Genomic DNA, 23877 nt, shown 5'->3' with positions numbered 1-23877 from the left:
GGTATTTTTAAAAGGATATTAGCCAGTTATTATATGCATCAATGACGTACCAGGAATTTACTGGTTTGTGCTACCTGCCCCTGCTGTACTACCTGTACCATATATATGCCTGCGGGTAAATCACTTGTGTCAAAATGTATAAAATCACTGTTTGTTGTTGTTTCTTTTATTTGCTTTCCTTCCGCATTCACAATTCTTACTTTAAATTCTTCACGGGCAGGATTATCAATATTTACTCTCAGCTCTTTATTGGCAGGATTAGGCGAAACACTGATTTCTTTAAGCTGAGCAGATTGAATTTTTACAATATTGGTCAGCTCTTCTTTACCCAGGTAGTAAATTTTAGCCCGGTAAAAAGTTGCTGCTGTGTAAGGGGTACCGTCGGTAAAATTATAATTCATCGTTTGGCTGCCCGGGTTTAAAAGATTCATACTGCCTGCGGCAACAAAATCGGTACCATTGTTGCTTTTTTGTAATTCTACTTTTGTTATCGGGTCAGTACTGTTTAAGGTAAGTGACAGTTCATTTCCGGATGCTTTTTTACGGCCCGAAAAATCAACAACTGTAGTTGCCAGTACAATCAGGTTATTAGTGATAACGCCGGTTGATAAAGTTCTTGCACTATCATCATATTGTACCGATGTTGGCGTAGCAGATAAATTGTAGGTTAACAGGTTACCTGGTATAGGTGCACTTAAACCATTACCGGCATAAGAAAGATTACCACCGCCCCAATCGTACACCACAATAGTAGTATCCATTGCTACCGGAACAGTGCCCTTAACATGCAATACTACAGGGCCATTAAAATAAGTTACATTACTACCCGCTGATTTAGCCTGACCTGTAATTTTTATAGCTAACTTTTTTGCCGATGGGCTATACCAGTTAACTGTATTGATAGGGTTACCAATACCACCTCTGATGGCACCATTGCCGGATCCTCCTGCATAGTCGTTAAAAAATTCACTGATATCAGCGCCTAAAACTGCATTAAAATAATTTTTCAGCGAATCGGTAGTTGCTGATTTACCAGCCAGGGCTGTTTGGTAATTAGTACATGCCTGGAAAAATTTAGTATCACCGGCTAAAGCCCTTAACATAGAAACCACCATACAACCTCTTTGATAAACTGTAGATCCATAAGTGGAACTCCAGATTAAATTAGAGGTACTTGCATTGGCATTAGGAATCCATGCGCTGTTGGCAGTATAACCCAGGGCCGAAGTTTTAAAACTATTTCTGATTGTATACGGATTGAGGCCCAGTGAAGGTACCAACTCACCACACAACACTTCACTGTAACGGGCAAAGCCTTCTGCCAGCCAAAGATCATTCCATGTTGAAAAAGTTACATTATCACCAAACCACTGGTGCATTAATTCATGTGCCAGTGTACGCAGATCAGTTAGTGCCGTAGGGTCAATGGCAGAGAATGTTTGATGCTCCATACCGCCTGCCCCAACAAGGCCATCATAAAACCCGTGTTTTTCTAATTTAAACGGATAGTCGCCAAACTTTGCACTAAAGGCTGCCAGCACAAGATTTATCTTATCCATTGCCGTAACAATGGAGGTATAGGTTGCGGCTGTTTTTCCACTAAGTAAGTAATATACTACCGGCACGTTAGTACCGTTGATATTTACTCCTTTATAATAACGTTGATAATGTGCTACAGAAACACACACCAGGTATGATGCTATCGGATAGCGTGTTTTGAATTTAAAAGTGCGGCTGCTTCCACTGATGGCAGAATCTATTAATACTCCGTTTGAAGCTACCCAAAAAGTATCGGCTGCAGTAGGCGTGGCCCAGGGAACATTAACACTGATATCCATAGAGTCGATCTTATCCTGCATATCAGCTTTACAGGGCCACCAGTCTCTGTCTTCATAAGATTCGGATAAAGTATTAATAATATTACCGGCACCGGCTACACTGGTATATTGATAACCTTGTGCAGTACCGTTAACCGCAGGCGTAATGCCTTTATAATAGATCCATATTGAATCGAGTACATTATTAGCTAAAGTAACCCCCAATGTTAAAGTGAGCACATTCCCGGAACTGACAATACTTGCTCCTGGTAATTTAGCCCCCCTGTAACGAACAGAATCAACTGTAAGTGCAGAGTTTAAATCGAATGATATACTGCTGACATTATTTTGTGTGGTAAGAAAGTTGGTTTGCACCCAACCTTTGATATATCCTCTCTTTACAGAAGAGACAGTAACAATAGAATCAGGATTTATTCTCCACCATACTTTATGATATTTTATGTCGATATTAGAACCTGTGCCACTCTGGCCAGTTGAGTTGGAAACATCGATGTGTGGTGCAAGGCTGGCATTTGCAGTACGGTTACCGTGATAGTAAAATTTTGTATCTCTTTCTTGTGCAAAGCACAATTGTACAAAAGATAAAATAGCCGTAAGTAGGTACAACTTCCTTCTCATTAGATTGGATTTACTGGTTTAAATGGATATTAGATATTAGATATTGGTTGAAACGTAAAGAAAGTAAACAAATTGTATTTTTCATTACAATTGTTGTCATTTTTTTACTACACTAGAATGAAAAACCACTACGTTATTTTACTACAAGCTATGTAGTTTTCAGATGACTTTAATTGCAAACCATCAGAATATCAGCACTATAATTTCGGGTATGCGTAAGCTATTATTACACTGAAATAAGCTCTTCGTATTTTTACTTGTGGATTTTACGTTACCATACAAATAAGTACATTTTTTTTATTGCTACTATATATGTAATATTTTTTCTACAATATTTTTTTTCCTAAACCGTTTGTAACCATTAAGAAATCCTTTATCATGAAAAATCGCTACCTGTTAGTGGTAATGCTTTGTATTACCAATTTTGCATTTGCCCAACTTACTGTTACAACTAATCCTACCAGTGCCGCTGCCAATGTATGTGCAGGTAATTCTGTATCCATCACAGCAACTGCCACACCGGTTGGTTATACAGTAGCTGCAATTGCCAACAATCCTTACGACCCTACAATGTTTGCCACTACTGAACTTTTTGACCAGGCAAATGGTATTGCTGAGCCTTTAAGTTTTGGTACCCTTGATGATGGCCGTTGGGATAATATCAGCTTACCATTTACCTTTCGTTTTTATGGCAATACTTTTAATTCAATACATATAAGTACTAATGGCTGGGTAGGTTTAGGTAGTACCAATAGCACTGCCACCGGGCTTAATACCACATTGCCCAATGCAGGTGCACCTAATAATGTTATTCATGCAATTACTACCGATTTAACTTTTGCTGGTGTATCCAATGCAGCAGTATTACAATACTTTGAGGCGGGGTCTGCCCCCAATAGAAGATTTGTGGTTGATTTCAGTAACCTTAAATTTTTTAGTGGTTCTGCCACAGCCAATGTACAGGTTATATTATACGAAACTACTAACGTAATAGAAATTCATACCACTAACTGTACCAATACGGCTGCCAATAAAGCACAGGGTATTGAAAACAGTACAGGAACTATTGCAGCAGTTGCCACAGGCAGAAATAATACCGCAAGCTGGACCGGTATGCCCAATGCTTACCGTTTTACACCAGATAATATTACTTATTCCTGGTCTCCTGCTACGGGATTGAATACCACCACTGGTGCAACAGTAATTGCAACACCGGCCAACACCACCACCTATACGGTTACTGCATTAAATACAGTGAACAGCGCCACAGGAAATACCACTGTAACCGTAACGGTAAACCCTGCATCTTATACTTTAGCTGCAGTGGCAGGCGGCCCGCAGATCTGCCAGAACATAAGCGTTTCGCCATCGGGTACTAATTACCGTGATGGCAACTGTAACCTTATCACCAACATTCTTCCCACAGGCGGAGCTACAGCAGTTAGCAACTCCATTAATACCTGTATAAAAATTGATACCGGTGCTACCAAAAGAGGCACTTCTGCTTTATACCTTGCCAGGAGGTATGATATTGAGCCAATCATTAATCCTTACCCGGCAACTTCCACAGCCGATGTAACTTTATATTACCTGCAATCAGAATTTAACAATTACAATTTAAAAGCAGTGGATAGCGGTTATAAATTATTACCTGCCGGCCCCGCAGATGCAACAGGCATCAGCAACCTGGTATTAAGGCAATTTCATGGTACAGGAACCAACCCTAATAATTACACCGGTCCATCGCAGGATTTCACTACTGCAATAAGTGGCTTTACCGTAACCTGGAACAGTACCCGTAGCTGGTGGGAAGTAAAAATTCCTGTAACCAGTTTTTCAGGTTTTTATATCACCAGTGCACCATTAGGCCCGCTGGCAGTATCACTTGATTATTTTAAAGGTGTACAGGCAGATACTAAAAATTTATTGAGCTGGAAAGTAAACTGCACTTCTGAAAAAGTAATTTTTGAAATACAACGCAGTGCCGATGGACAGCATTTTACTACGCTATCAACGGTAACAGCAGATCAGTTAAGGTGCAGCCAGCCATTCGACAATGCAGATGAACATCCGCTGAGCGGCCTTAATTACTACCGCATTAAAATTATTGATCCGAATGATAAATTTTATTACAGTAATACCATTGTGTTGATGGTAAAAACAAAAGGTTTTGAAATGGTAAACATAAGCCCTAACCCGGTAGCACAGGAAAAAGCCATATTAAAAATTAATGCCGGCGAAAAAACACAGGTTACCATCAGTATTTCTGATTTTAGTGGAAGGATCATCGGTAATCAAACAGCTCAATTATTACCGGGCATCAACCAGGTTGTATTAAATACCCGGTTTTTGGCCAGGGGGGCTTACCAGGTTACCACTTATGCCCCGGGAGCAACGCCGCAATCTACAAAACTGATAAAACAATAATTTACTAACCCCCTATTGATAAAGAAACAAGGCAGCTTTTTATAGCTGCTTTGTTGTTTAAAGCAGGCTGTTTTAACTGGTTAAAATAAGATATTGTATTTTTACTTTTTAATAGCATAAAATATGAGTTCGATTGTAGAAAACAAACCTGTTATTGGCATCAGTTGTGGCGATATTAATGGCATCGGCATTGAGCTGATCATTAAAACACTTGGTGATGCCAGGATACTGGATATTTGCACGCCAATAATTTTCGCCAACAATAAGGTGATCAATTTTTACCGCAAAAGTGTACCAGACATTAATATCAACTTTGTAAGCATAAAAGACTTCAGCCGTGTTAATCACAAGCAGGTAAACCTGTTCAATTGCTGGGAAGAAGAGATCAATATTACACCGGGTACATTAAGTGATGCAGGTGGTAATTATGCTATAAAAAGTTTAACTGCTGCAGCACAGGCATTAAAAGAAGGGAAGATAGATGGCCTGGTAACAGCTCCTGTTCACAAAAAAAATATACAGGGCGACCAGTTTAATTACACCGGACATACCCCATATTTAAAAAACCTGTTTGGTGCTGCTGACGTAGCGATGTTTATGGTAGCTGAAAATATTAAAGTGGCTTTGCTTACCGAACATGTTGCAGTAAAAGATATTGCTCAGTTTGTTACCAAAGAAAATATTTTAAGCAAACTGCAGATAGTAAATAATTCATTAAAAAGAGATTTCGGAATCACTAAACCTAAAATAGCGGTATTAGGTTTAAATCCTCATGCAGGTGATGAAGGATTGATTGGAAAAGAAGATGAAGAAATTATAAAACCTGCTATTAAAGAGGCCAAACAAAAAGATATCTTTTGCTTTGGACCTTATCCCGCTGATGCTTTTTTTGCCAGGGGGCAGTATGAAAAATTTGATGGTGTACTGGCGATGTATCACGACCAGGGATTGATCCCATTCAAATCATTGGCTATTGGTGAAGGCGTAAATTATACAGCAGGCCTTAAAGGTGTAAGAACATCACCTGACCATGGTGTGGCCTTCGATATTGCCGGAAAAGGTAAAGCTGATGAAGCCTCCTTTAGAGAAGCCATTTTTAAATGTGTGGATATTATCAACAGCCGCAAAGAATTTGAAACACAATATAAGAACCCCTTAAAGAAAATGAGTGCCGGTATGTTGGCAAGGGCTGTAGATGAAAAAATTACTGAAGATTAATTAGTAAGCTTCAAGGGATCAGCTACAAGCTTAAAGGAATAAACATTTTATTTGATGCAGCCTGCTTGCCCTTGCAGCTTTCCCCCTTGCAACTTTTTTCAGCTTCAAGCCGCAAGCTTCAAGGGATAACCATTCTATTTGATACAGCCTGCTCTCCCTTGTAGCTCTTCCCCTTGTAACTTTTTTTCAGCTTCAAGCCACAAGCTTCAAGGGATAATCATTCTATTTGATGCAGCCTTCTCTCCCTTGCGGCTTCTCCCCTTGCAGCTCCTCCCTTGCAGCTTAATTGAATTGTAATGCAACACCAGCATAATAATTTCTTTTAGCAGCAGCATTGTAGTAACGTCCGCCGGCTGCGTTAATATCATTACCCAGGCTATAAGTTTCATTCAGTAAATTATCAGCACCAAAATAAAAATTCAACTTTGTAGTTTTTTTGATGGCTGTTTTCCAACCTATGCGGCCGCCCAATAAATGATAACCATCTTCAGCCACTGTATTGGCATCATCCAAAAATATTTTGGTGGCATAATAGTAAGTGCTGTTTAAATAAATTCCTTTTTTAAATTGTGCATCAGCTAAAAAAGAAAAAATACTTTTTGGTACACTAGGTAAATATTTTCCTGAAAAATCTGTTGTTCCTTTTTGAAAATCGCCATATTTAAAATCACTGAAGGTATACGCAGATCTTATCACCAGGTAATCCAGGATATTATTATCAAAAGTAGTGGTATAGTCGGCACTTAGTTCAAAACCTTTTTGTTTAGTGTTGCCCGCATTTACAAAATAATCTGCGTTGCTGTTATCTTTCCTCGACACTAACGCATTATTCAGTTTAAAATAAAAGCCTGTAAGTTCTACACGCAATTTATTATTCAGCAATCCTGTCCTTCCACCCACCTCGTAATTGGTACCTTCTTCTGCTTCCAGAAAAGTGCTGATAACCCCGGTAGAAGGCAATAATTCTGCAATAGTAGGCGGAGAAAATCCTTTAGCAATACTTGCAAACACGGTATTATTTTTACCGATATTCTTTTGTACTGCCAGCCTTGGCGATATTTCGTTCTGATAAGTACGTCCCTGGTTCAATACCGGGTAACTATTCAGTCTTGTAAAATCAACTTTAGATTTGTTGATACTTGCTCCCGCAGTAATGATCCAGTCATTCTTAAAACTGATGTCGCCCTGCAGAAAAATACTATAAGTGGTATATCTTATATCATCGTTGGTTTGCAGTGTATCGGGGCTGCCATTTTTATTTTTAGAAACCTGTGTATTAAAATAACCTTCCTGCAATTCGCCTCCTGCCACTAACTGCAATTTGGCATCGTTTATTTTTTTATCGTACACAAATGAGGTCCTGGCGCCAAAGCCTGGTTCATTACGTCGTTCGTAATTACGGAATGTGGGATTTTTTATTTGAGCAAAAGTGCCGTAAATACTGGTGGAATTTTTAAACTCAGAAGTAAAATTATATTGGTGATTAAGGCCTGCTAAAAAATTCTTTTGATAGATGGTAGCTTTGGCAGTGGCTGCACTTGGCAAACCTCCCGCTGCCGGCCTTGCCTGCTCAGGATTGGCCATAAACTCTGCCCTGGTTAATCCGCCGGGTGTTTGATAAAATAAATTAGTATACAAAACACTGGCAGTTAATTGTTGTTTGTCAGAAATTTTTAGCTGTGTATTATAACTCACATTATCTTTCTGGCTTTTAGCATTATCCCTGTAACCATCGCTTTGGTTGTGTGCATAGGTAATAAGTGTTCTGTTATTTTTTTCGCCCAATGCTGCTGAAGCTAAAATATTTTGCAGTCCGTAGCTACCGGTAACATAGTCAATATTTACAGACGGCTTCCAGGTATTGCCAAAACTATGCATCAGCAATAAGCCTCCCGTGCCTGCACCATACATACTACCTGCAGGGCCTTTAAATATTTCTATAGAAGAAAAATTATTAAAGGCAAACTGGTTAAAATAGGTATTGCCACCCGGGTCGGTCACAGGAATATCATTCCAGTATACTTTTACATTTCTTACCCCAAACGGAGAGCGTAATGAACTACCCCGGATATTAATGCGGTAGCTACCGGGAGAACGTTCTTCCATTCTTACACCGGCTACGGAATTAAAAGCATTTACCAAAGATGTTTTGTTGAACCTGTCGGCATTATTATTAGTAAGCACTTTTACAATAGTGCCACAACTTACCACCCTGTTTTGTTCAAAGGCGGTAACCTCAATTTTATCCAGTGTTAATGATGAATCAATAGTAGTTTTTTGCTGGGCAAACAAAAGCTGTTGCGCCAGCCCTGTTATAATTATTAAGCAGGTAATTTTTTTCATGGAAGCTGGTTTAATTGCAGGTGTAAGTAATTTACTCAGGAAAGATAAAAACGACTTTTTACCGGGTAAATTGTTTGGTTGCACTGTGCCACTAAATTACAAAAAAATAAATAGTACTGTTATCAGAGGTTGTAGTAAATGAAAATACAACAGGTGAGTATAATCAAAAAGGCCCTATGCTTAAGCATAAGGCCTTTTTGATTGCGAATAAATACATTGTGTTAAACTACCTGATTATTACCAGTTGTTTTACTATTCTTTCAGAAGGTGTTTCAATTATCATGGCATAAATACCTTCGGCATAAGTATCCAGGTTCAATGTAATGTTATTAAAGCCCTTATTTAAATTTTCCGTTTTGTTCAAAATTTTCCGGCCGGTTTTATCTACCAGGCCAATTTTTACCTGCACATTTTTATCAACGTACATGTTGATGGTTACATTACTGCTTGCAGGGTTAGGCATAATGGTAACAGGCATTCCGGTTTGGCTTTGCCTTACCACCAATACACTGCTATATTTTATCTCTCCGGCCTTACCAATTATTTTAAGCCTGTAATAAATAATTTCATTTCTTATACCGGTAATATCGTCGGTAAATCCAAAGCTTTGCTGTTCATTTAATTTTACTGCATCATTTACAACGCCCACTTTAATATAGGCAATGTTATCCAGGCTTCGTTCCACTTCAACATGATCAATTTCTTTTGAAGCGATTATTGTCCAGTCCAGCAATACTTTATTGTTTTGCGGCACACCTGTAAACTTAAGCACTTCTACCGGAAGCACTACACCTACAAAGCGCCAGTCTCTGTCAATTTGTGATGGTACTTTCTTTTGTACAGTGGCTCTTGTACCAGGTGCCGGATCCCCGATCAACGATCCGCTGTTACCCATTTTGTAAGAAGTTCCTTTAAGGTTGGTAACAGAAGTCAATGAATCGAAACGATTATCCAAACCATCACCATCTGTATCCAGGCCGGTTAAAGTAACCAGGTCATCAGCTATGCCATTTAAATTAAAGTCATTGCCTTCAATTATATCCGGTTGCCCGTCACCGTCAGTATCAAGATCTCTGTAATCGGGTATACCATCTCCATCATGATCGTAAACAAATATACCTGAGCCGCCAAAACCAATTACGTTATCATAGGTGTCAATTAAACCGTCACCATCTGTATCAACACTGCCCGGTAATTTATATCCTGCTGTTGACTGGCCTTCTATATTATCAGGGATACCATCATTGTCTGAATCAATATCCAGGTAATCAGGATTACCACTACCATCAGTATTCCTTAAATTTAAAGCTACTAATGAAGATACAGAAGTAGACCATCCATTTGCTGCAATTACGCCGTCTACAACTCCATTTAAGTTAGCGTCAGGCAAGCCTGCTTCAATTACATCCACAATACCATCACCATCACTATCCATATCATATGCATTCGGCCTGAAGTCCCTGTCAAGATTTTTATTTGGATAGTTATCTGCACGGCCATCTACAGGTGAGGTATCCGGTCCTGTTTTTAATAATGCAGTTGCAGCAAAGTTATTATCACTCATACCATCATAATTGGTATCAGTAAAACTATCTACTAAACCATTGTTATTAGTATCTGATCCGCCGGCTTCCACCAGGTCTGGTATACCATCATTATCACTATCAGAATCTAAATAATTAGGGATACCGTCATTATCAAAATCCTGTGCACCCAAGCCAGTAGCAGACCCTGCCACGCCGGTAGCATTAGCATCTACGTTTTGAGAAAAGCCATCATTATCAGTATCAGTATAGTTATCAATAACACCATTACCATCTGTATCCACACCATAAGACTCTACCACATCTGGTATACCATCATTATCGCTGTCAAGGTCATACTGGTTGATAATACCATCAAGATCTTTATCCGCATTGTCATTTACACCATCGCCATTGCTATCTACAAAGCCCGGGAAGGTAGGATCAAGATAATTAGGGATACCATTGTTATTAGCATCGGCTCCATAATCAAAATTATCATTTACACCATCAAAGTTATAATCTACATAACCAGGGTAAGTAGCATCATTCCAGTTTGGAATACCATTACCATTTGCATCCTGTAACGCAACGGGATTATTGAACTCAACATAATCCGGTATACCATCATTATCATCATCAATATCAATACAACCATTTACAGTTAATGTAACCGGAATAAAATCAGAATAGTTACAAGCAGTACCTGCCAGGTTTGTTGCATTGGTAGCTACCACCATACGGTATAAATTACCGGTATTAGAAGGAGCTGTTGCAGATGGGGGAAGAGTATATGAGTTTATAAACTGGTAATTATTAGGACTGATCAATGTTGGCGTTGCCACACCGGAACTACCGGCCAGGTCAACCCATGTACCACCACCATTTGTACTTCTTTGCCACTTGTAGTAAATGTATACGTTATAGTAAGACCTTACTGTATCAGAAAGTGTAAGGGTTTGTCCGGCACACACCGTTGGGTTTGCCGAAGGAGAATACGACATATTAGGATAGCAGGTTCTGATACTGATATCATCCACTGCCCAGTCGTTACCTCCGCCACCGGGAGCATTATTACGGAAGGTCATGGTAAACCCTGTTTCACCCGGTTTGGTTTTATATACAAATGAACGTTTTACCCATTTATTTAAGGTATCAGAACCGTTTTGTGTGCCGCCTAAACCCTGGTATGTCAGATCACCTGTGGTATAATAGTCCACACCATTAATCTGGAAAGCGATATTAGGCCTTATACCCGATGAATCTCCTACTCCGGTAGGTTGATACCCGGCATTGGTTGACCCGACACCGTTAGAATCGCAACCACATTTAGAACAGATATTTTTTAACCACGCTGAAATTTCATAGTAGGTTTCTGTACAGGCCCCGCTGAAATTATACTGGAAGGCCACGTCGGTACGATATGCCGAATTTACTACCAGCATGTAACCACAAGGGTTAGTAGCGCTTATAGGAGCATTAAGGTTACAAGGTGGATTTCCTTTTGCCGTATTTGTAGCACCGGTATGATCACCAGTGATATCCCATACACCAAAAACCCTTGTTGTGGCAGTAGGCTTGGGAACTGTTTGTATAATAGTACCATTACCACTGGTATTATTGGCCACGCTATAAAAATAATCACCCGGGCCATTACCACCACCAAACGGAGCGTAAGCATAATTGGTATTAGTTGTAGTACCCCTGTTTTGCAGGTATACGGGTGCCCCCGAAGGTGCGCCGAAAGTTCCGCCTACTTCATCACCAACAATATTGGTTGGCGAAACCGCATCCGGGCATGCACCCGGACTTGCATATACCACCAAACTATCACTGGGGAAATTAATAGTATAAAAAGTATTAGTTGTAGAATCCCTGTACCTGAAAGCACCTCCGCCATACTTAATCTTGGTGCCATAAGTTGCATTTACACGTACCCGGTAGGTAGCCATTATAATACAGGTACTACCAAAGTTAGATGGTTTTGAATTGTACCTTATTTTTCCCCGTACGGTTTTGCTTGCGTTTATGCCCATATTAATCTGCAGTGCTGTATCAGTACCTGCACCTGCGGTGGTAATCCACGCTGCGTCCGCATCACTGGCATCTGTAAAATAAGCCGTGGTTGAAGGACGGAAAAGTTTACCCTCATTTGTTTTTAACGCCATACTATCTTTCAGCAAAGCAAAACCTTTGCCGGCAGATAAAGTATCGTAAAAAGCAACACTATCAATAGCTATGTTTGCTCCGCTGGTACTTGGCCTTTGCACCACAAGAATAGATCTTATCTCCAATACATCACCCGGGTCAATAGTTCCACCCACAGTACCATCGGTAACATTGATATAACTTTTTGCATAATCCACTGCAGCTCCTGCTGGTTCAGTAACACAAATATTAAACGTCCATGTACCCGATGTTGGTACACCGGTATTAGTATTGGTGGTGATCCTGATATAATAGGTACTGTTTATGGTTAACCCCACACCACCCGGTGTAACACCGGTATTAAGTGGTGATGCAACGCAAGCTCCTGATAAAGGAACCAGTGTACCACAAAAACCTGAGAATAATTGTATAAGTGGCGACGCTGTTCCTAAGTTGGCTCCTATACTACTTAATGTAATTACAGGGTGATTACTTTGTGCCACAAATTTATACCATACATCTGCCGACCCTGCATTACCACAACCTGGCAAACTGCTGCTTGGTGTTGCATTTATAAATGTACCTGCTGTATTAGCACAGGCAGAAGCACTGGTAAGTGTAATAGCTCCTGTACAATCGTCATTAGCAGGTGGTGTAAGATAGGTTACACAAATATTAAAGTTAGCAACGGTGCCCAGTCCGGATGGGTCAACATTAAAATTGGCAATACGTACATAATAAGTACTACCAACCGTTAAGCCTGTTTGCATCAGGGTTGTTCCTGAAATACAGCTAATTGAAGTTAACGAACCACAAGTACCTGAATAAATCTGTATTCTTGGTGCGGTAAAATTAGTACCTAAGCTGCTTAGTGTTACTGTTTCTATAGTAGTAGTAGCTACAAACTTGTACCACACATCATAATAAGTACCTGCTGCAAAACAACCTAAAGGAGTTGTTCCATTTGCAGTTGCAAGGTCCAGCGTACCAGCTGTATTTACACAAGCTGCGCCGGGTGTTAGTGTAACCGCTCCCGTACAGTCGTCATTAACTGGCTGGTGTTGTACACAAATATTAAAATTCCAGTTGGCAGTAGTAACATTTGTTGGAGCCGAAGTAACATATACTCTTACATAATAAGTGGCTCCAATAGTTAGCCCTGTAAGCGTTTGCCTTGTACTTGCAGCCTGGCAACCTAATGATGTTAAGCTACCGCAAGTACCACTGAGTGTTTCTATATAAGTATTTGCAGCCGTAAGATTAGTACCAAGACTGCTTAATGTTACTGTTTCAGTAGTTGATACGGCCACATATTTAAACCATACATCAAAAGTTGTAGTAGCTGTTGCACCACCGCATGCACCTGCCGGTGCGGAAGTGTTGGCATATTGTATATTACCGGTAGTTGTAGCACAGGTGGCACCGGATGTTAAGGTGGTGGCATTTACACAATCATCATTAGCAGGTGCCTGGGTAGTAACACATATACTAAAGTTAGCTACAGTACCTGTACCAGATGGATTGACATTAAAGTTGGCAATACGAACGTAATACGTAGTACCAATAGTTAAACCTGTTTGCAAAAGTGTTGTTCCACTTACACAACTTACAGAGGTAAGTGCACCGCAACTACCTTGGTAAATCTGAATGCGTGGAGCAGTAAAATTAGTACCCAAACCACTTAAGGTAACGGTATGTGTAGCCGAAGTTGCTACAAATTTGTACCATACATCATAGTAGGTACCGGCAGCAAAACAGCCAATTGGTGTGGCCACATTTGCGGTTGCCAGATCCAGTGTACCAGCTGTATTTACACAAGATGCGCCTGACGTTAATGTAACTGCTCCTGTACAATCATCATTGGCAGGTGGTTGTTGTATGCAGATATCAAAATTCCAGTTTGCAGTAGTGGCATTATTTGGTGCTGCTGTAACATATACCCTTACATAATAAGTAGCGCCAATGGTTAAACCGCTTAAGGTTTGTCTTGTACTTGCAGCCTGGCATCCCAGTGAAGTTAAGCTGCCGCATGTACCACTGAACGTTTCTATATAAGTAGAGGCTGCACTAAGGTTAGTACCAAGATTACTAAGTGTTACTGTTTCAGTTGTAGCTGTTGCCACATACTTGTACCATACATCATAAGTGGTAGCAGCGGTTGCGCCACCGCATGCACCTGCCGGTGCTGCACTGGCTGCATATTGAAGATTACCTGTAATACTACTGCAGGCAAATGCTGAAGTTAATGTAGTAGCGTTGGCACAGGCATCATTTGCTGCCGGAGGCTGAGACGTTACACAAACATTAAAGTCGGCAACAGTACCCAGGCCTGATGGATTGGTATTAAAATTGGCTATACGTACATAATAAGTACTACCTGGTGTAAGGCCTGCCTGAACAAGGCTGGTACCAGAAGCACAACCCAGTGAAACCAAAGCACCACAAGTACCCTGGTAAACCTGTATTTGCGGAGCAGTAAAATTTGCACCTAAGCTGCTTAATGTAACTGTATGCGTAAAAGTAGTTGCAACAAATTTATACCACACATCATAATAGGTACCTGCAGCAAAACAGCCTATTGGTGTTGCTCCATTAGCTGTTGCATTATTTAAAGTACCGGCTGTATTTACGCATGATGCACCGGGTGTTAAACTAACAGCTCCTGCACAATCATCATTTGCCGGTGGAAGAAATATTAATGTTTGAGAAAATTGCACCCATGGATTATTAGCAGTTGTTGTTGTGTTATCTGCTGCTAAATCAGTAGCTGATGAGCTACCTCTCGACATTACACAGTTTACATTGGTAAGTACACCAATAGAATAATTCCAGCCTAAGTCAACTGCTATTCTTTGCCCTGCGGTGATATTTAATGTACCTACACTTAAAGAGATCAAAGTGCGGTTGGTTAATGTGGTAGTGAGGTTAGTAGTAGTACAACTACCTACTTCTGTAGCAATACTACCGTCAGTATTTATAACTCTTAAATATACAAATCCCTGGCCTGTTACAGCTGTAGTAGTACTTAAGTTAAAACGAACCTGCCCCGTAAAAGTTCCTGTTATTGTCTGTGCAGCCAATGGCGCAGAAACCCATTGATCAAGTAAAACCTTTCTTGTTGCAATAGCACCACTATTAGCAGTTGTTTTGCTGGTAATAGTGCTGGCGTCTTTGTATGGGCTCATTTCATACCTGCTTGCCCCGGTAGTCACATTCCATCCGGCATTATATGCCGGAGAAAGCGCTGCGGTAGTGTTCAGGTTGAGGTAAAACCTGGTTTGGGAAAATGCCAAACTGTTAAATAGAAATACTGCGAAAAAAAACAGTATCGCTTTTTTACAGCGTAGCAGCTTTAGTAAAATTGGTTCCATAGTTAACTTATATTGGTTTAACAGGATATAAGAGAGTCTAAAATAAACTAACCACTACTATACAACTTCGTAATATTATAGATATACAACATGTGGCCGGTTTACTACAAACGGCATAAAATGTTTTTTATTGTATATTGGTTGTTTTTGCTGATTCAGGGCTAAAATTGTATAAAATCGAGGCGAAATCGTATAAATACTGCGTAAATCACTTAATAAATATTTTTTTCAAATCGCAATATTTTTAGATTTTAACTGTTTATAATTACTTTTTGGGTAAGATATGCACTACAACTTGTAGTATATGTCCTATTCACATATCAAACTTATCCTTGTAAATCCAATTTTTTATGAAATTCTTTTTTACTAAAAGTTTATTTGCCTTTTTATTATTAATGGGTGCTTTTAGCAAAATAACAGTTGCTCAAACCAAGTTTTACCTCAACCTGAATACTACTGCACCATTAAGCCCTGCTTTCAATCCTGGCTGGAATGTTACTACCGGTGCAACGAGGTATATAATGAGCCCGGTAAAAGATGGGAGTGCCAGTGCCAGCAAATCAACTAACATAACTGTAGTAAGTACGGGCAAGTGTTTATTCGACCAGTTTATTTCTGCTCCGTTAGCTACTCAAACCATAACAGGGCCTTTAAATTTAACAGGCCAGATCCGTTATCAGTTAAGCAGCTTAACTTCTGCCTCGGGTACGGGGTTTGTCTATGTAAGACTTATCAATGCTGATGGATCTATCGCATCAGAATTAGGCAATACTACAACCAGTGCCTTAGCTGCCGCATTAACCAACCGTACAGTAACCTCAGTAAATGTGGGTACTGTATCAATAACTTCAGGGCAACGTTTATGTATTGAAGTAGGTTGCAGTTATAATGTTTCGGCTGCTGTTACCAGAACCTATTCTGCATCAAGAGGAAGTGCGTCCGGTACCGACCTGGCTGTTGACAATTCAACAACAACGGCTAATAACCCCTGGTTCCAGTTTTCTCAAACCATATTATTTCAACCGCCGGCTAATGACGATTGTGCCAATGCTAAACTGATCGTTTCAGATTCTACCTGTGTTGCAGGAACAAGTTCACTTACAGGAGAAACGCTCACGGATGCTACCGACCAGGGGTACACTATTGCTTCTTCATGTTTTTCTTCAACCAATACACCGGATGTATGGTATAAATTTGTAGCCAGAAGCAAAAACCCAACCATTACTATAAGTAATCAGGGTAGTGGCTGGGGAGGAATTGGCAATGTAAAAGTTCAATTGCTTTCAGGTAGTTGTGGTGCACTTACAGAAGTAGCTTGTGCAAGCGGTGCCACACTCACGCCCGCTATCACCAATCCTTTGGTTCAGGGGAACACGTACTATATAAGAATACACAGAAATGCTGCAGGAATTGTACCTGCCAATTATACATTTGATATTTGTGTTACCAATACACAAACAAAAGGTGGGCGTATGAGTGAAATTTTTTCACGTACCGTATTATCACCCGCAGGTGTACTTAATTACCCGTGGGAAATTACTTATGGCCCCGATAATAATTTATGGATAACTGAGGCCCAGGGCTATAGAATACAGAAGATGGATCCCAATACCGGCGTAAAAACAACTGTATTAGACCTTTCAAGTGGCAGCACTTTTCTTCCGGCACCATCAGATTCTTTAAATGCCCAGAGTATGGGAAGCTGGAGCCCATGGCCTCAAGGTGGTTTTGCAGGCATGGCATTGCATCCTAATTTTTTAGATGGAACCGGTAATACTGATTTTGTTTATGTAGCTTATGTACACAGGTTTTTAGGCGGCTCTTCGCCTGCAGGATTGATCTACAGAAATAAACTGGTTCGCTTTACTTATAATACTGCTACAGGCAAATTAGGGTCTCCCGTAGTGATATGCGACACATTACCAGGCAGCAAGGATCACAATTCTCAAAGATTATTAATAGCGCCGGTAGTTAAAGGCGGCACCAATTATTTATTCTATGGTTCCGGTGATATGGGCTCGGGCCAGTTTGAAAACAGGGACCGTCCACAAAGAGCACAAATTCCTGGATCTTATGAAGGAAAAATATTAAGGTTTAACCTGGTACCTGATATTCCTGCCGGAACTTCTCCATGGATACCTGACGATAACCCTTACTCGCCAAACAGTGCTGTGTACAGCATTGGTATCAGGAATAACCAGGGCTTTGCTTACGATACAGCACTAAATATTTTATATGGCTCCTCTCACGGACCATATAGTGATGATGAGATCAATATCATTGAACCATACAGAAACTATGGCCATCCATTAGTAATTGGTTATGCCGAAGGTAATTATAATGGCACCACCAGTCCAAGTACTAATACCAGTATCTCTGCAGGCGCTCCTTTTACCGATAACAGCGGTAATTCAACCTGTCCTCCTGTTGGTAACGAATTGAATAATATTGCTACTATAAATGCAGCAGGTAACGGATTGTTTAAGCGCCCTCTTTTTTCTGCTTATCCTACACCAGCTGCTACCATTGCTAATACATGGAAAGTGAATACGGGTAATGCTAACTGGTATTCAGAAGCATGGTCGGGATTAGACCTGTACACCAATACAATAATTCCGGGCTGGAAAAAATCTTTAGTAGCTGCCGGATTAAAATGGGGCCGCCTTATACGGTTACCATTAGGTGCTACCGGTACTACGACTTTACCAAGCAACCTCGATTCTCTGAATACTTCAGATACCATAACGTATTTTCAAAGTACAAACCGCTACAGGGATTTAGCTTTTGCCCCCAATGGAAAAGACATCTTTTTGGTAATGGATAACAGCTCTGCTACTTCCGGCCCTGGTGTGGGTAATCCTACCACTCCGGCTTGTCCTGGCTGTGTGATCAAATACTCTTTCTTAGGTTATGCAGATGCAGGTGGATTCAGCACTATACCAAAATCAGTTAACGTTACCGACGGACCAACAAATACCTGTATACCGGGTACTACTATAACCATTGATGGCTCTAATAATTATTTATGGGTGCCTATTACCGGGCCAGACGGAAACATCCTGGCAGAATTAAATTGTATGGGCCAGAGCCTTGGTGTGGTTACTTCCTCTTTTTATAAAAACGGTACCGGTTCTATAAGGGTGGCAGGTAGCATCCATTACCTGGATAGAAATATTACCATTACACCAACAGTAACAAGTTTTGCTACGCCTGTAAAAGTAAGGTTGTATATTTCTAAAGCTGAATTAGATGCATTAATTGCAGATGGTTCCAGCGGTGTGGCTTCTATCAGCAATTTAAAGATCCTGAAAAACAGCGACCCCTGCGGATCAGCCATTACAAATGCTACTACATTGTTTACCCCTTCAAATACAGTTTTAACCGACTTACAACAAGGCCCTAACGGGTACGTATTGCAAACAGCTGTTCCTGGTTTTTCTTCTTTCTATTTTGCAGCTAATAATGTTGTATTGCCAGTTGACCAGTTAACTTTTACAGGAACGTTACAAAACGACAATACATCTTTATTGAAATGGCAGACAGATCATGAGATCAACACTTCAAACTTTGCGGTACAAAGAAGTATTGATGGTATTAATTTCAGTACAATTGGTACAGTTACTGCACATGGCAACACCAGCACAATTTCTAATTACGACTTTACTGATATTGATGCCGCTGATCAGCAATCAGCAATACTCTACTACAGGTTAAAAGTTAATGATGTAAATGGTGTATTCAAATATTCAAATACCATCAGCATTACTATGCCGCTTACAAAAGGTTCCATCACTGTGTCTCCAAATCCTGCGGTGAATGATATGAAAGCAACAGTTGTATCTCCGGTTACGGGTAATGCAACATGGAAAATTGTTGATAACACAGGCAGAACAATTATGTACGGTACCACTTTGCTGAAGAAAGGCAGCAATGAAATTCCTGTAAATATTACCCGCCTTGCTGCCGGTTCTTATTACATGAATATTTCGGGAACAGATATTACGCTTAAAACCAAGTTCCAGAAACTATAATCAGTTTTAATAAATATCTTTTAAAATAAAAACTCCCGAAGGAATAAAATCCTTCGGGAGTTTTTTATAATTGAATACAATTTATTGAAACACCGAATCAGCTATACCTTTATTAATACTATAATTACTGATACTGATCTCTGCCTTGCCCTTTTTACCTTTTGTTTTATCTTCTGTTTTTTTAGGTTCGCTGCCATCATCAAAATCAAAAGTTACTCCTTTGGGTAATTTGTAATCTTTAGTATTAAAGGAGAAAATTATTTTATCGGGAAGACCATAGTCGATATATTTTCCATAACTCATCCCTAATTCATAACTGCCGTTTTCCCTGGTAGTTGTTTTTGCTTTAAGAATCACCAAGTTGGCCTCATCAATATATAAGGTAGATAAAACTACGTCTGCATTATCATCTTCCGGCAACAATTTCACCACCTTTACAATTATGCTTCCTACCTTATCTGTACCGGCATCCAATACTGTAAACTTACCGCCACTGATAATGCTATTCAGATTAATATTAACAGCCCCCTTGGGCACAAATGAAATTCCCTTTTCGTTTTTTATTTTAAGCCGGTTAGGTTTTTTAAAATAAATTTTTACGGTTGCTACAGGAATTTTTAAAAAAGTTACGTTCGTCTTCATTTTACCGGCGGCCTCATAATCATTCACCTTTTCAATTTTGGCTTTTACTTTTTGTACCAGTGCAGTTACATCCTGCGCTACAGAAAACAAAGGGCTGCAAATGAACAGCAATACAACAACAGGATTTATTTTTTTCATGTTACGATAGAATATCTTTTCTTTTAAAAACAATTACAGATGCTGATACCAGGATAAAAATATGTGCCAGTAAAATAAGCAGGCTTCTTTGTATTGCAGGCCAGTTTTCAATACTTCCTTTTATCGTTTCACCATCTTCTGTGGTACCTATGTAAAAGAACCCCTTCCACCCTACTAAATAAGACGTAAATAAAAACGGCTTTACATTTTTATCAATGATGGGTACATTAATATTAGAAATAATGGTGCATACAATAACAATACATACTGTTGCAATAATTGGCCCGATAGAATTTTCGGCAAAAATGGAAAGGAATAAAGATAATGCTGCAATAACTGTGAGTGCTACTGTTGCGTATGCAAATGCAGCAATGTACCGCCACACAATATCATCTTTTGTAATCAGCAGTATCTGGGATTCTTCACCCTTAGACCGGAAGATGAGCATATCATCGGCACCAAATATCATAAGGCTGAATACAAGTGAAGTTATCGCCATCCACAGCAGTAATAAAATAGTAAAAATTGTTGCTGCAGCAAATTTTACCAAAATTAGTTGCGTACGGCTTATCGGTTTTGAAATCAATAACCGCAACGTACCCATATTTGCTTCTCCCGAAATAGAATCAGCGGCAATAAGCGCAACCAGTATAGGCACTTGTATCAGCAATGTGTTTAAAATAATATAACACATAAAATATCCGTTGATAGCTTTTACCCTTTCAAATTCAAAAGTATCTTTCACACTTTGCAGCATCATGTCCATATAGTTCTGTCCATCTGCTTTAAAAGCAAACTGAAAAATAAAAGCTATCGCCGCAATTGCAACAAAAGCAATATAGGTACGGGGCCTTTTAGAAATTTTATACAACTCAATTTTTAACAGTGTCCACATATTGCTGAGTTGTTAGTGATAAAAAATAATCTTCTAAAGAATGCCTGGGCTGAATGGATAAGATGCCGATATTCATACCAGTCATATAGGTGGTTAATTCCGGTATTCCATTTTTATTCATTTGCATTTTTATGGCATCTGCCGAAGGTAAAACAAATGATGCCCATTTAGATTGCATCAGTTTATCTTTTGCTTCACTATTATTTAAAGTATCTATTTGCACAATTGTTTTTGCAGGGTCCAATAATGCGGCAGCATTACCTTCCACCACTTTTCTCCCTTTATTTATTATAAGAATACGATTTGCTATAATTTCTATTTCACTTAACAAATGAGAAGATACCACAATGGTTTTACCCATTTCTTTACTTAGCTTCAGTATCAGGTTGCGCATGTCAGCAATCCCCTGCGGATCTAACCCGTTGGTAGGCTCATCCAACACTATCAAACGTGGATCATGCGCCAATGCAACAGCAATGCCTAAACGCTGTTTCATACCCTGGCTAAAGGTTTTTACTTTACTATCTGCCCTTTCTGCAAGGCCCACCATTTCTAATTGTTCCATCAATAAATGGCGGTTAACTTTTATGCCGCTCATTTTAGCAAAAATGAAAAGGTTTTGATAAGCAGAAAGATATTTATACAGATCAGGCTTTTCGATAACAGCACCGGTTTCTTTTAAAATTTCTGTGCGGTGAGTAAACAGGTTCTTACCAAAAATTTCTATTTCGCCAGAACTGGGTTTAATAAGCGACAGCAACATCCTTATGGTAGTGGATTTACCGGCACCATTCTGACCTAAAAAACCATACACATCTCCTTCATTAACAGTAAAAGAAAGGTCATCCACTGCTATCAGATCTTTAAATTTTTTTGAAAGGCGATTAACACTGAGAATTACCGGCATAATTTATTAATATGAGTAAAGGTAAAACGGATAGTAGCGCTATTTGTTCGCAAAAGTACAGCAGCCGGTTAAAAAACAACCGAAAAAACTTGCATAGCCCCAAAAAATGCGCTATGTTTGCCTCCGCTTACCTACTTACCCGTATTCTTGATTCAACCACACATCCCCACAGATCAATTTATTTGTAGCAGTCATATAAAATGAAATGTCATTTTATTCTGGCCATGCAATGTATTACCGTATCCATTATGCTGTGATCTTACCTGATGCTTATAATTTATAAGTATTAACCTCTGTAAACTTAATAGACCGTAAATCACACAAGATGAAAAAAATCTTTACCCTGGTAATTGCAATAGCCGCAGGTTTTATTGCCACTGCTCAAACCTGTACTACGTCAGGCTTTGATATTTGCGACCCGGCAAAATCTGTAAGTTCAGACTTTAGAAATGCGGTGCAATTAAATGGCACAGGCAGCCCTTTAACTGTAGGAGCAAAATATAAATTCAGCAATGCTATACCCGCTTTAAATTTAGATGCCGTTATTTCCATTGATGCTATCGTGAATGCTACTTTAGCAGGAGCCGGCAGCCCCACTATAGATGATGATGGTATAGTTACAGAAACAGGTGCTGCAGGCAGCGGTGCTTCTTTATTCTCACCACGTATTGCTCCCGATCAACAACTTTCCTGCACCAGTCGTTCCGGATATGTTGAATTCAGCATTAAATTTTATACGCATAGCAGCGGTAACGGAGCTCCCGTAAGCGGTACCGAAATGGCAGTAGCCAACCTTAATTTGCTGAGCTTTGATATGGATGGTTTTAATGTAGGCAATAACGGTTGGTTTAAAGAGATCAGTTATGCAAAAACAAATGCTTTTGATCCTGCAAATTATAGTGCCCCGGCAACCGAATTATTGCAAGGTGGAAATGTTGGCGGTTGGCTATTAACTTATGGCAGCACTGCTGAAAGAACAGGTGTGGCAGGTTGCACAGAGATTATAGAAAGATCTGTTTACAGCAATTTGCAGACTGCCATTTCATTCAGAATGGGATACGATTATAAAGCGCCTGGTGTTAATTGCAATAGCAGTAGTATTCAACCCACAAGAGATTATGGCGTACGTTTTGGTTGCTTTAACTTACCTGCAGCCGGGCCTTTGCCGGTTTCGCTGGTAGATTTTGCTGCCAGTTATGCTGCAGGAAAAACAATAGTAACCTGGACGAGTTTGCAGGAACATAACCTGGACAGCTACGAAATACAAAGAAGTTTTGATGGTATAAATTTTGAAGTAGCAGGAAATGTAAAAGCTAATAATTTAACTTCTACACAGGAGTATTCTTTTACAGATGATGTTACTGCTTTTAATTCCAAATACATTTATTACCGCATAAGAATTGCTGACCTGGAGTACAGTATGAAACTTACCAATACCGTAATCATTAAAATTGCAAGCCCTAAGGGAAATGAAATGCTGGTTTCTCCCAACCCGTCAAGCAGCCATGCTCAAATAAAAGTAATCACTAAAAAGGCAGGTAAAGGAGATATCACTGTTTTTGACGCTACAGGTAAATTAGTATTAAAGCAACAGGCATCATTACTGGAAGGTAATAACACGATCATTATAAATAATATCACTTCTTTAAGTGAAGGTTATTATACTATCCGGCTTACAACTAACAATGAAAGCTTCAGTTCAAAATTACTGATCTGGAAATAACGATATAAAGGTCTTTTTGATAACCAAGCACAAACAAAGGCTCTTTCCTGCAAAG

Annotated in this window: 10 protein-coding genes; 4 read left to right on the top strand and 6 right to left on the bottom strand. The window is 39.6% G+C overall.

Annotated elements, in window-relative coordinates; all coding sequences use genetic code 11:
* Positions 1-38: 38 nt before the first annotated feature.
* Entirely contained in the window at positions 39-2456 is a 2418-nt protein-coding gene (locus tag ACQ334_RS00970) for a M1 family aminopeptidase (RefSeq protein WP_430986281.1), read from the bottom strand.
* 378 nt (positions 2457-2834) lie between these two features.
* Between ACQ334_RS00970 and ACQ334_RS00965 the strand changes: the two genes are divergently transcribed.
* Both ACQ334_RS00965 and pdxA read left to right on the top strand, forming a co-directional pair.
* Entirely contained in the window at positions 2835-4883 is a 2049-nt protein-coding gene (locus ACQ334_RS00965; RefSeq protein WP_430986280.1) for a T9SS type A sorting domain-containing protein, read from the top strand.
* A 123-nt stretch (positions 4884-5006) separates the two neighbouring features.
* Entirely contained in the window at positions 5007-6101 is a 1095-nt protein-coding gene (gene pdxA / locus ACQ334_RS00960) for a 4-hydroxythreonine-4-phosphate dehydrogenase PdxA (protein WP_430986279.1), read from the top strand.
* 282 nt (positions 6102-6383) lie between these two features.
* Here the strand turns inward: pdxA and ACQ334_RS00955 are convergent, their stop codons facing one another.
* Both ACQ334_RS00955 and ACQ334_RS00950 read right to left on the bottom strand, forming a co-directional pair.
* The gene (locus tag ACQ334_RS00955) at positions 6384-8444 is read right to left on the bottom strand and encodes a TonB-dependent receptor (RefSeq protein WP_430986278.1); all 2061 of its coding nucleotides are present in this window, start codon (positions 8442-8444) and stop codon (positions 6384-6386) included.
* 226 nt (positions 8445-8670) lie between these two features.
* Positions 8671-15408, bottom strand: coding sequence for a T9SS type A sorting domain-containing protein (locus ACQ334_RS00950; RefSeq protein WP_430986277.1), 6738 nt, complete (start codon positions 15406-15408; stop codon positions 8671-8673).
* Positions 15409-15836: 428 nt separating this feature from the next.
* Here ACQ334_RS00950 and ACQ334_RS00945 point away from each other — a divergent pair, with 428 nt between their 5' ends.
* A complete protein-coding gene (locus ACQ334_RS00945; RefSeq protein WP_430986276.1) occupies positions 15837-19517 on the top strand; it encodes a PQQ-dependent sugar dehydrogenase in 3681 nt (1226 codons plus the stop codon).
* 81 nt (positions 19518-19598) lie between these two features.
* Here ACQ334_RS00945 and ACQ334_RS00940 read toward each other — a convergent pair whose 3' ends face one another.
* From ACQ334_RS00940 to ACQ334_RS00930, 3 genes are read right to left on the bottom strand one after another with little or no spacing between them, the layout of a single operon-like run.
* Positions 19599-20297, bottom strand: coding sequence for a LolA family protein (locus ACQ334_RS00940; RefSeq protein ID WP_430986275.1), 699 nt, complete (start codon positions 20295-20297; stop codon positions 19599-19601).
* Position 20298: 1 nt separating this feature from the next.
* Entirely contained in the window at positions 20299-21192 is an 894-nt protein-coding gene (locus ACQ334_RS00935; RefSeq protein ID WP_430986274.1) for an ABC transporter permease, read from the bottom strand.
* On the bottom strand, positions 21170-22099 hold the full coding sequence (locus ACQ334_RS00930; protein WP_430986273.1) for an ABC transporter ATP-binding protein: 930 nt from the start codon (positions 22097-22099) through the stop codon (positions 21170-21172). Before ACQ334_RS00930 ends, ACQ334_RS00935 begins: the two co-directional genes overlap by 23 nt.
* A gap of 325 nt (positions 22100-22424) precedes the next feature.
* On the opposite strand from ACQ334_RS00930, the gene ACQ334_RS00925 reads away from it, so the two are divergent.
* Positions 22425-23822: a T9SS type A sorting domain-containing protein gene (locus tag ACQ334_RS00925; RefSeq protein ID WP_430986272.1), complete on the top strand. Its 1398-nt coding sequence runs from the start codon at positions 22425-22427 to the stop codon at positions 23820-23822.
* Positions 23823-23877 lie beyond the last annotated feature (55 nt).

Origin of the sequence: Ferruginibacter sp. SUN106, assembly GCF_050611765.1 — a bacterium.
Taxonomy (GTDB): domain Bacteria; phylum Bacteroidota; class Bacteroidia; order Chitinophagales; family Chitinophagaceae; genus Ferruginibacter.
The sequence above is the reverse complement of the archived record's forward strand: the minus strand, read 5'-3'. Positions and strand labels throughout refer to the sequence as shown.

Coding starts and splice junctions, on each gene's coding strand:
- ACQ334_RS00970 (WP_430986281.1), bottom strand. CDS start 2,456: ATGAGAAGGAAGTTGTACCTACTTACGGCTATTTTATCTTTTGTACAA.
- ACQ334_RS00965 (WP_430986280.1), top strand. CDS start 2,835: ATGAAAAATCGCTACCTGTTAGTGGTAATGCTTTGTATTACCAATTTT.
- pdxA (WP_430986279.1), top strand. CDS start 5,007: ATGAGTTCGATTGTAGAAAACAAACCTGTTATTGGCATCAGTTGTGGC.
- ACQ334_RS00955 (WP_430986278.1), bottom strand. CDS start 8,444: ATGAAAAAAATTACCTGCTTAATAATTATAACAGGGCTGGCGCAACAG.
- ACQ334_RS00945 (WP_430986276.1), top strand. CDS start 15,837: ATGAAATTCTTTTTTACTAAAAGTTTATTTGCCTTTTTATTATTAATG.
- ACQ334_RS00940 (WP_430986275.1), bottom strand. CDS start 20,297: ATGAAAAAAATAAATCCTGTTGTTGTATTGCTGTTCATTTGCAGCCCT.
- ACQ334_RS00935 (WP_430986274.1), bottom strand. CDS start 21,192: ATGTGGACACTGTTAAAAATTGAGTTGTATAAAATTTCTAAAAGGCCC.
- ACQ334_RS00930 (WP_430986273.1), bottom strand. CDS start 22,099: ATGCCGGTAATTCTCAGTGTTAATCGCCTTTCAAAAAAATTTAAAGAT.
- ACQ334_RS00925 (WP_430986272.1), top strand. CDS start 22,425: ATGAAAAAAATCTTTACCCTGGTAATTGCAATAGCCGCAGGTTTTATT.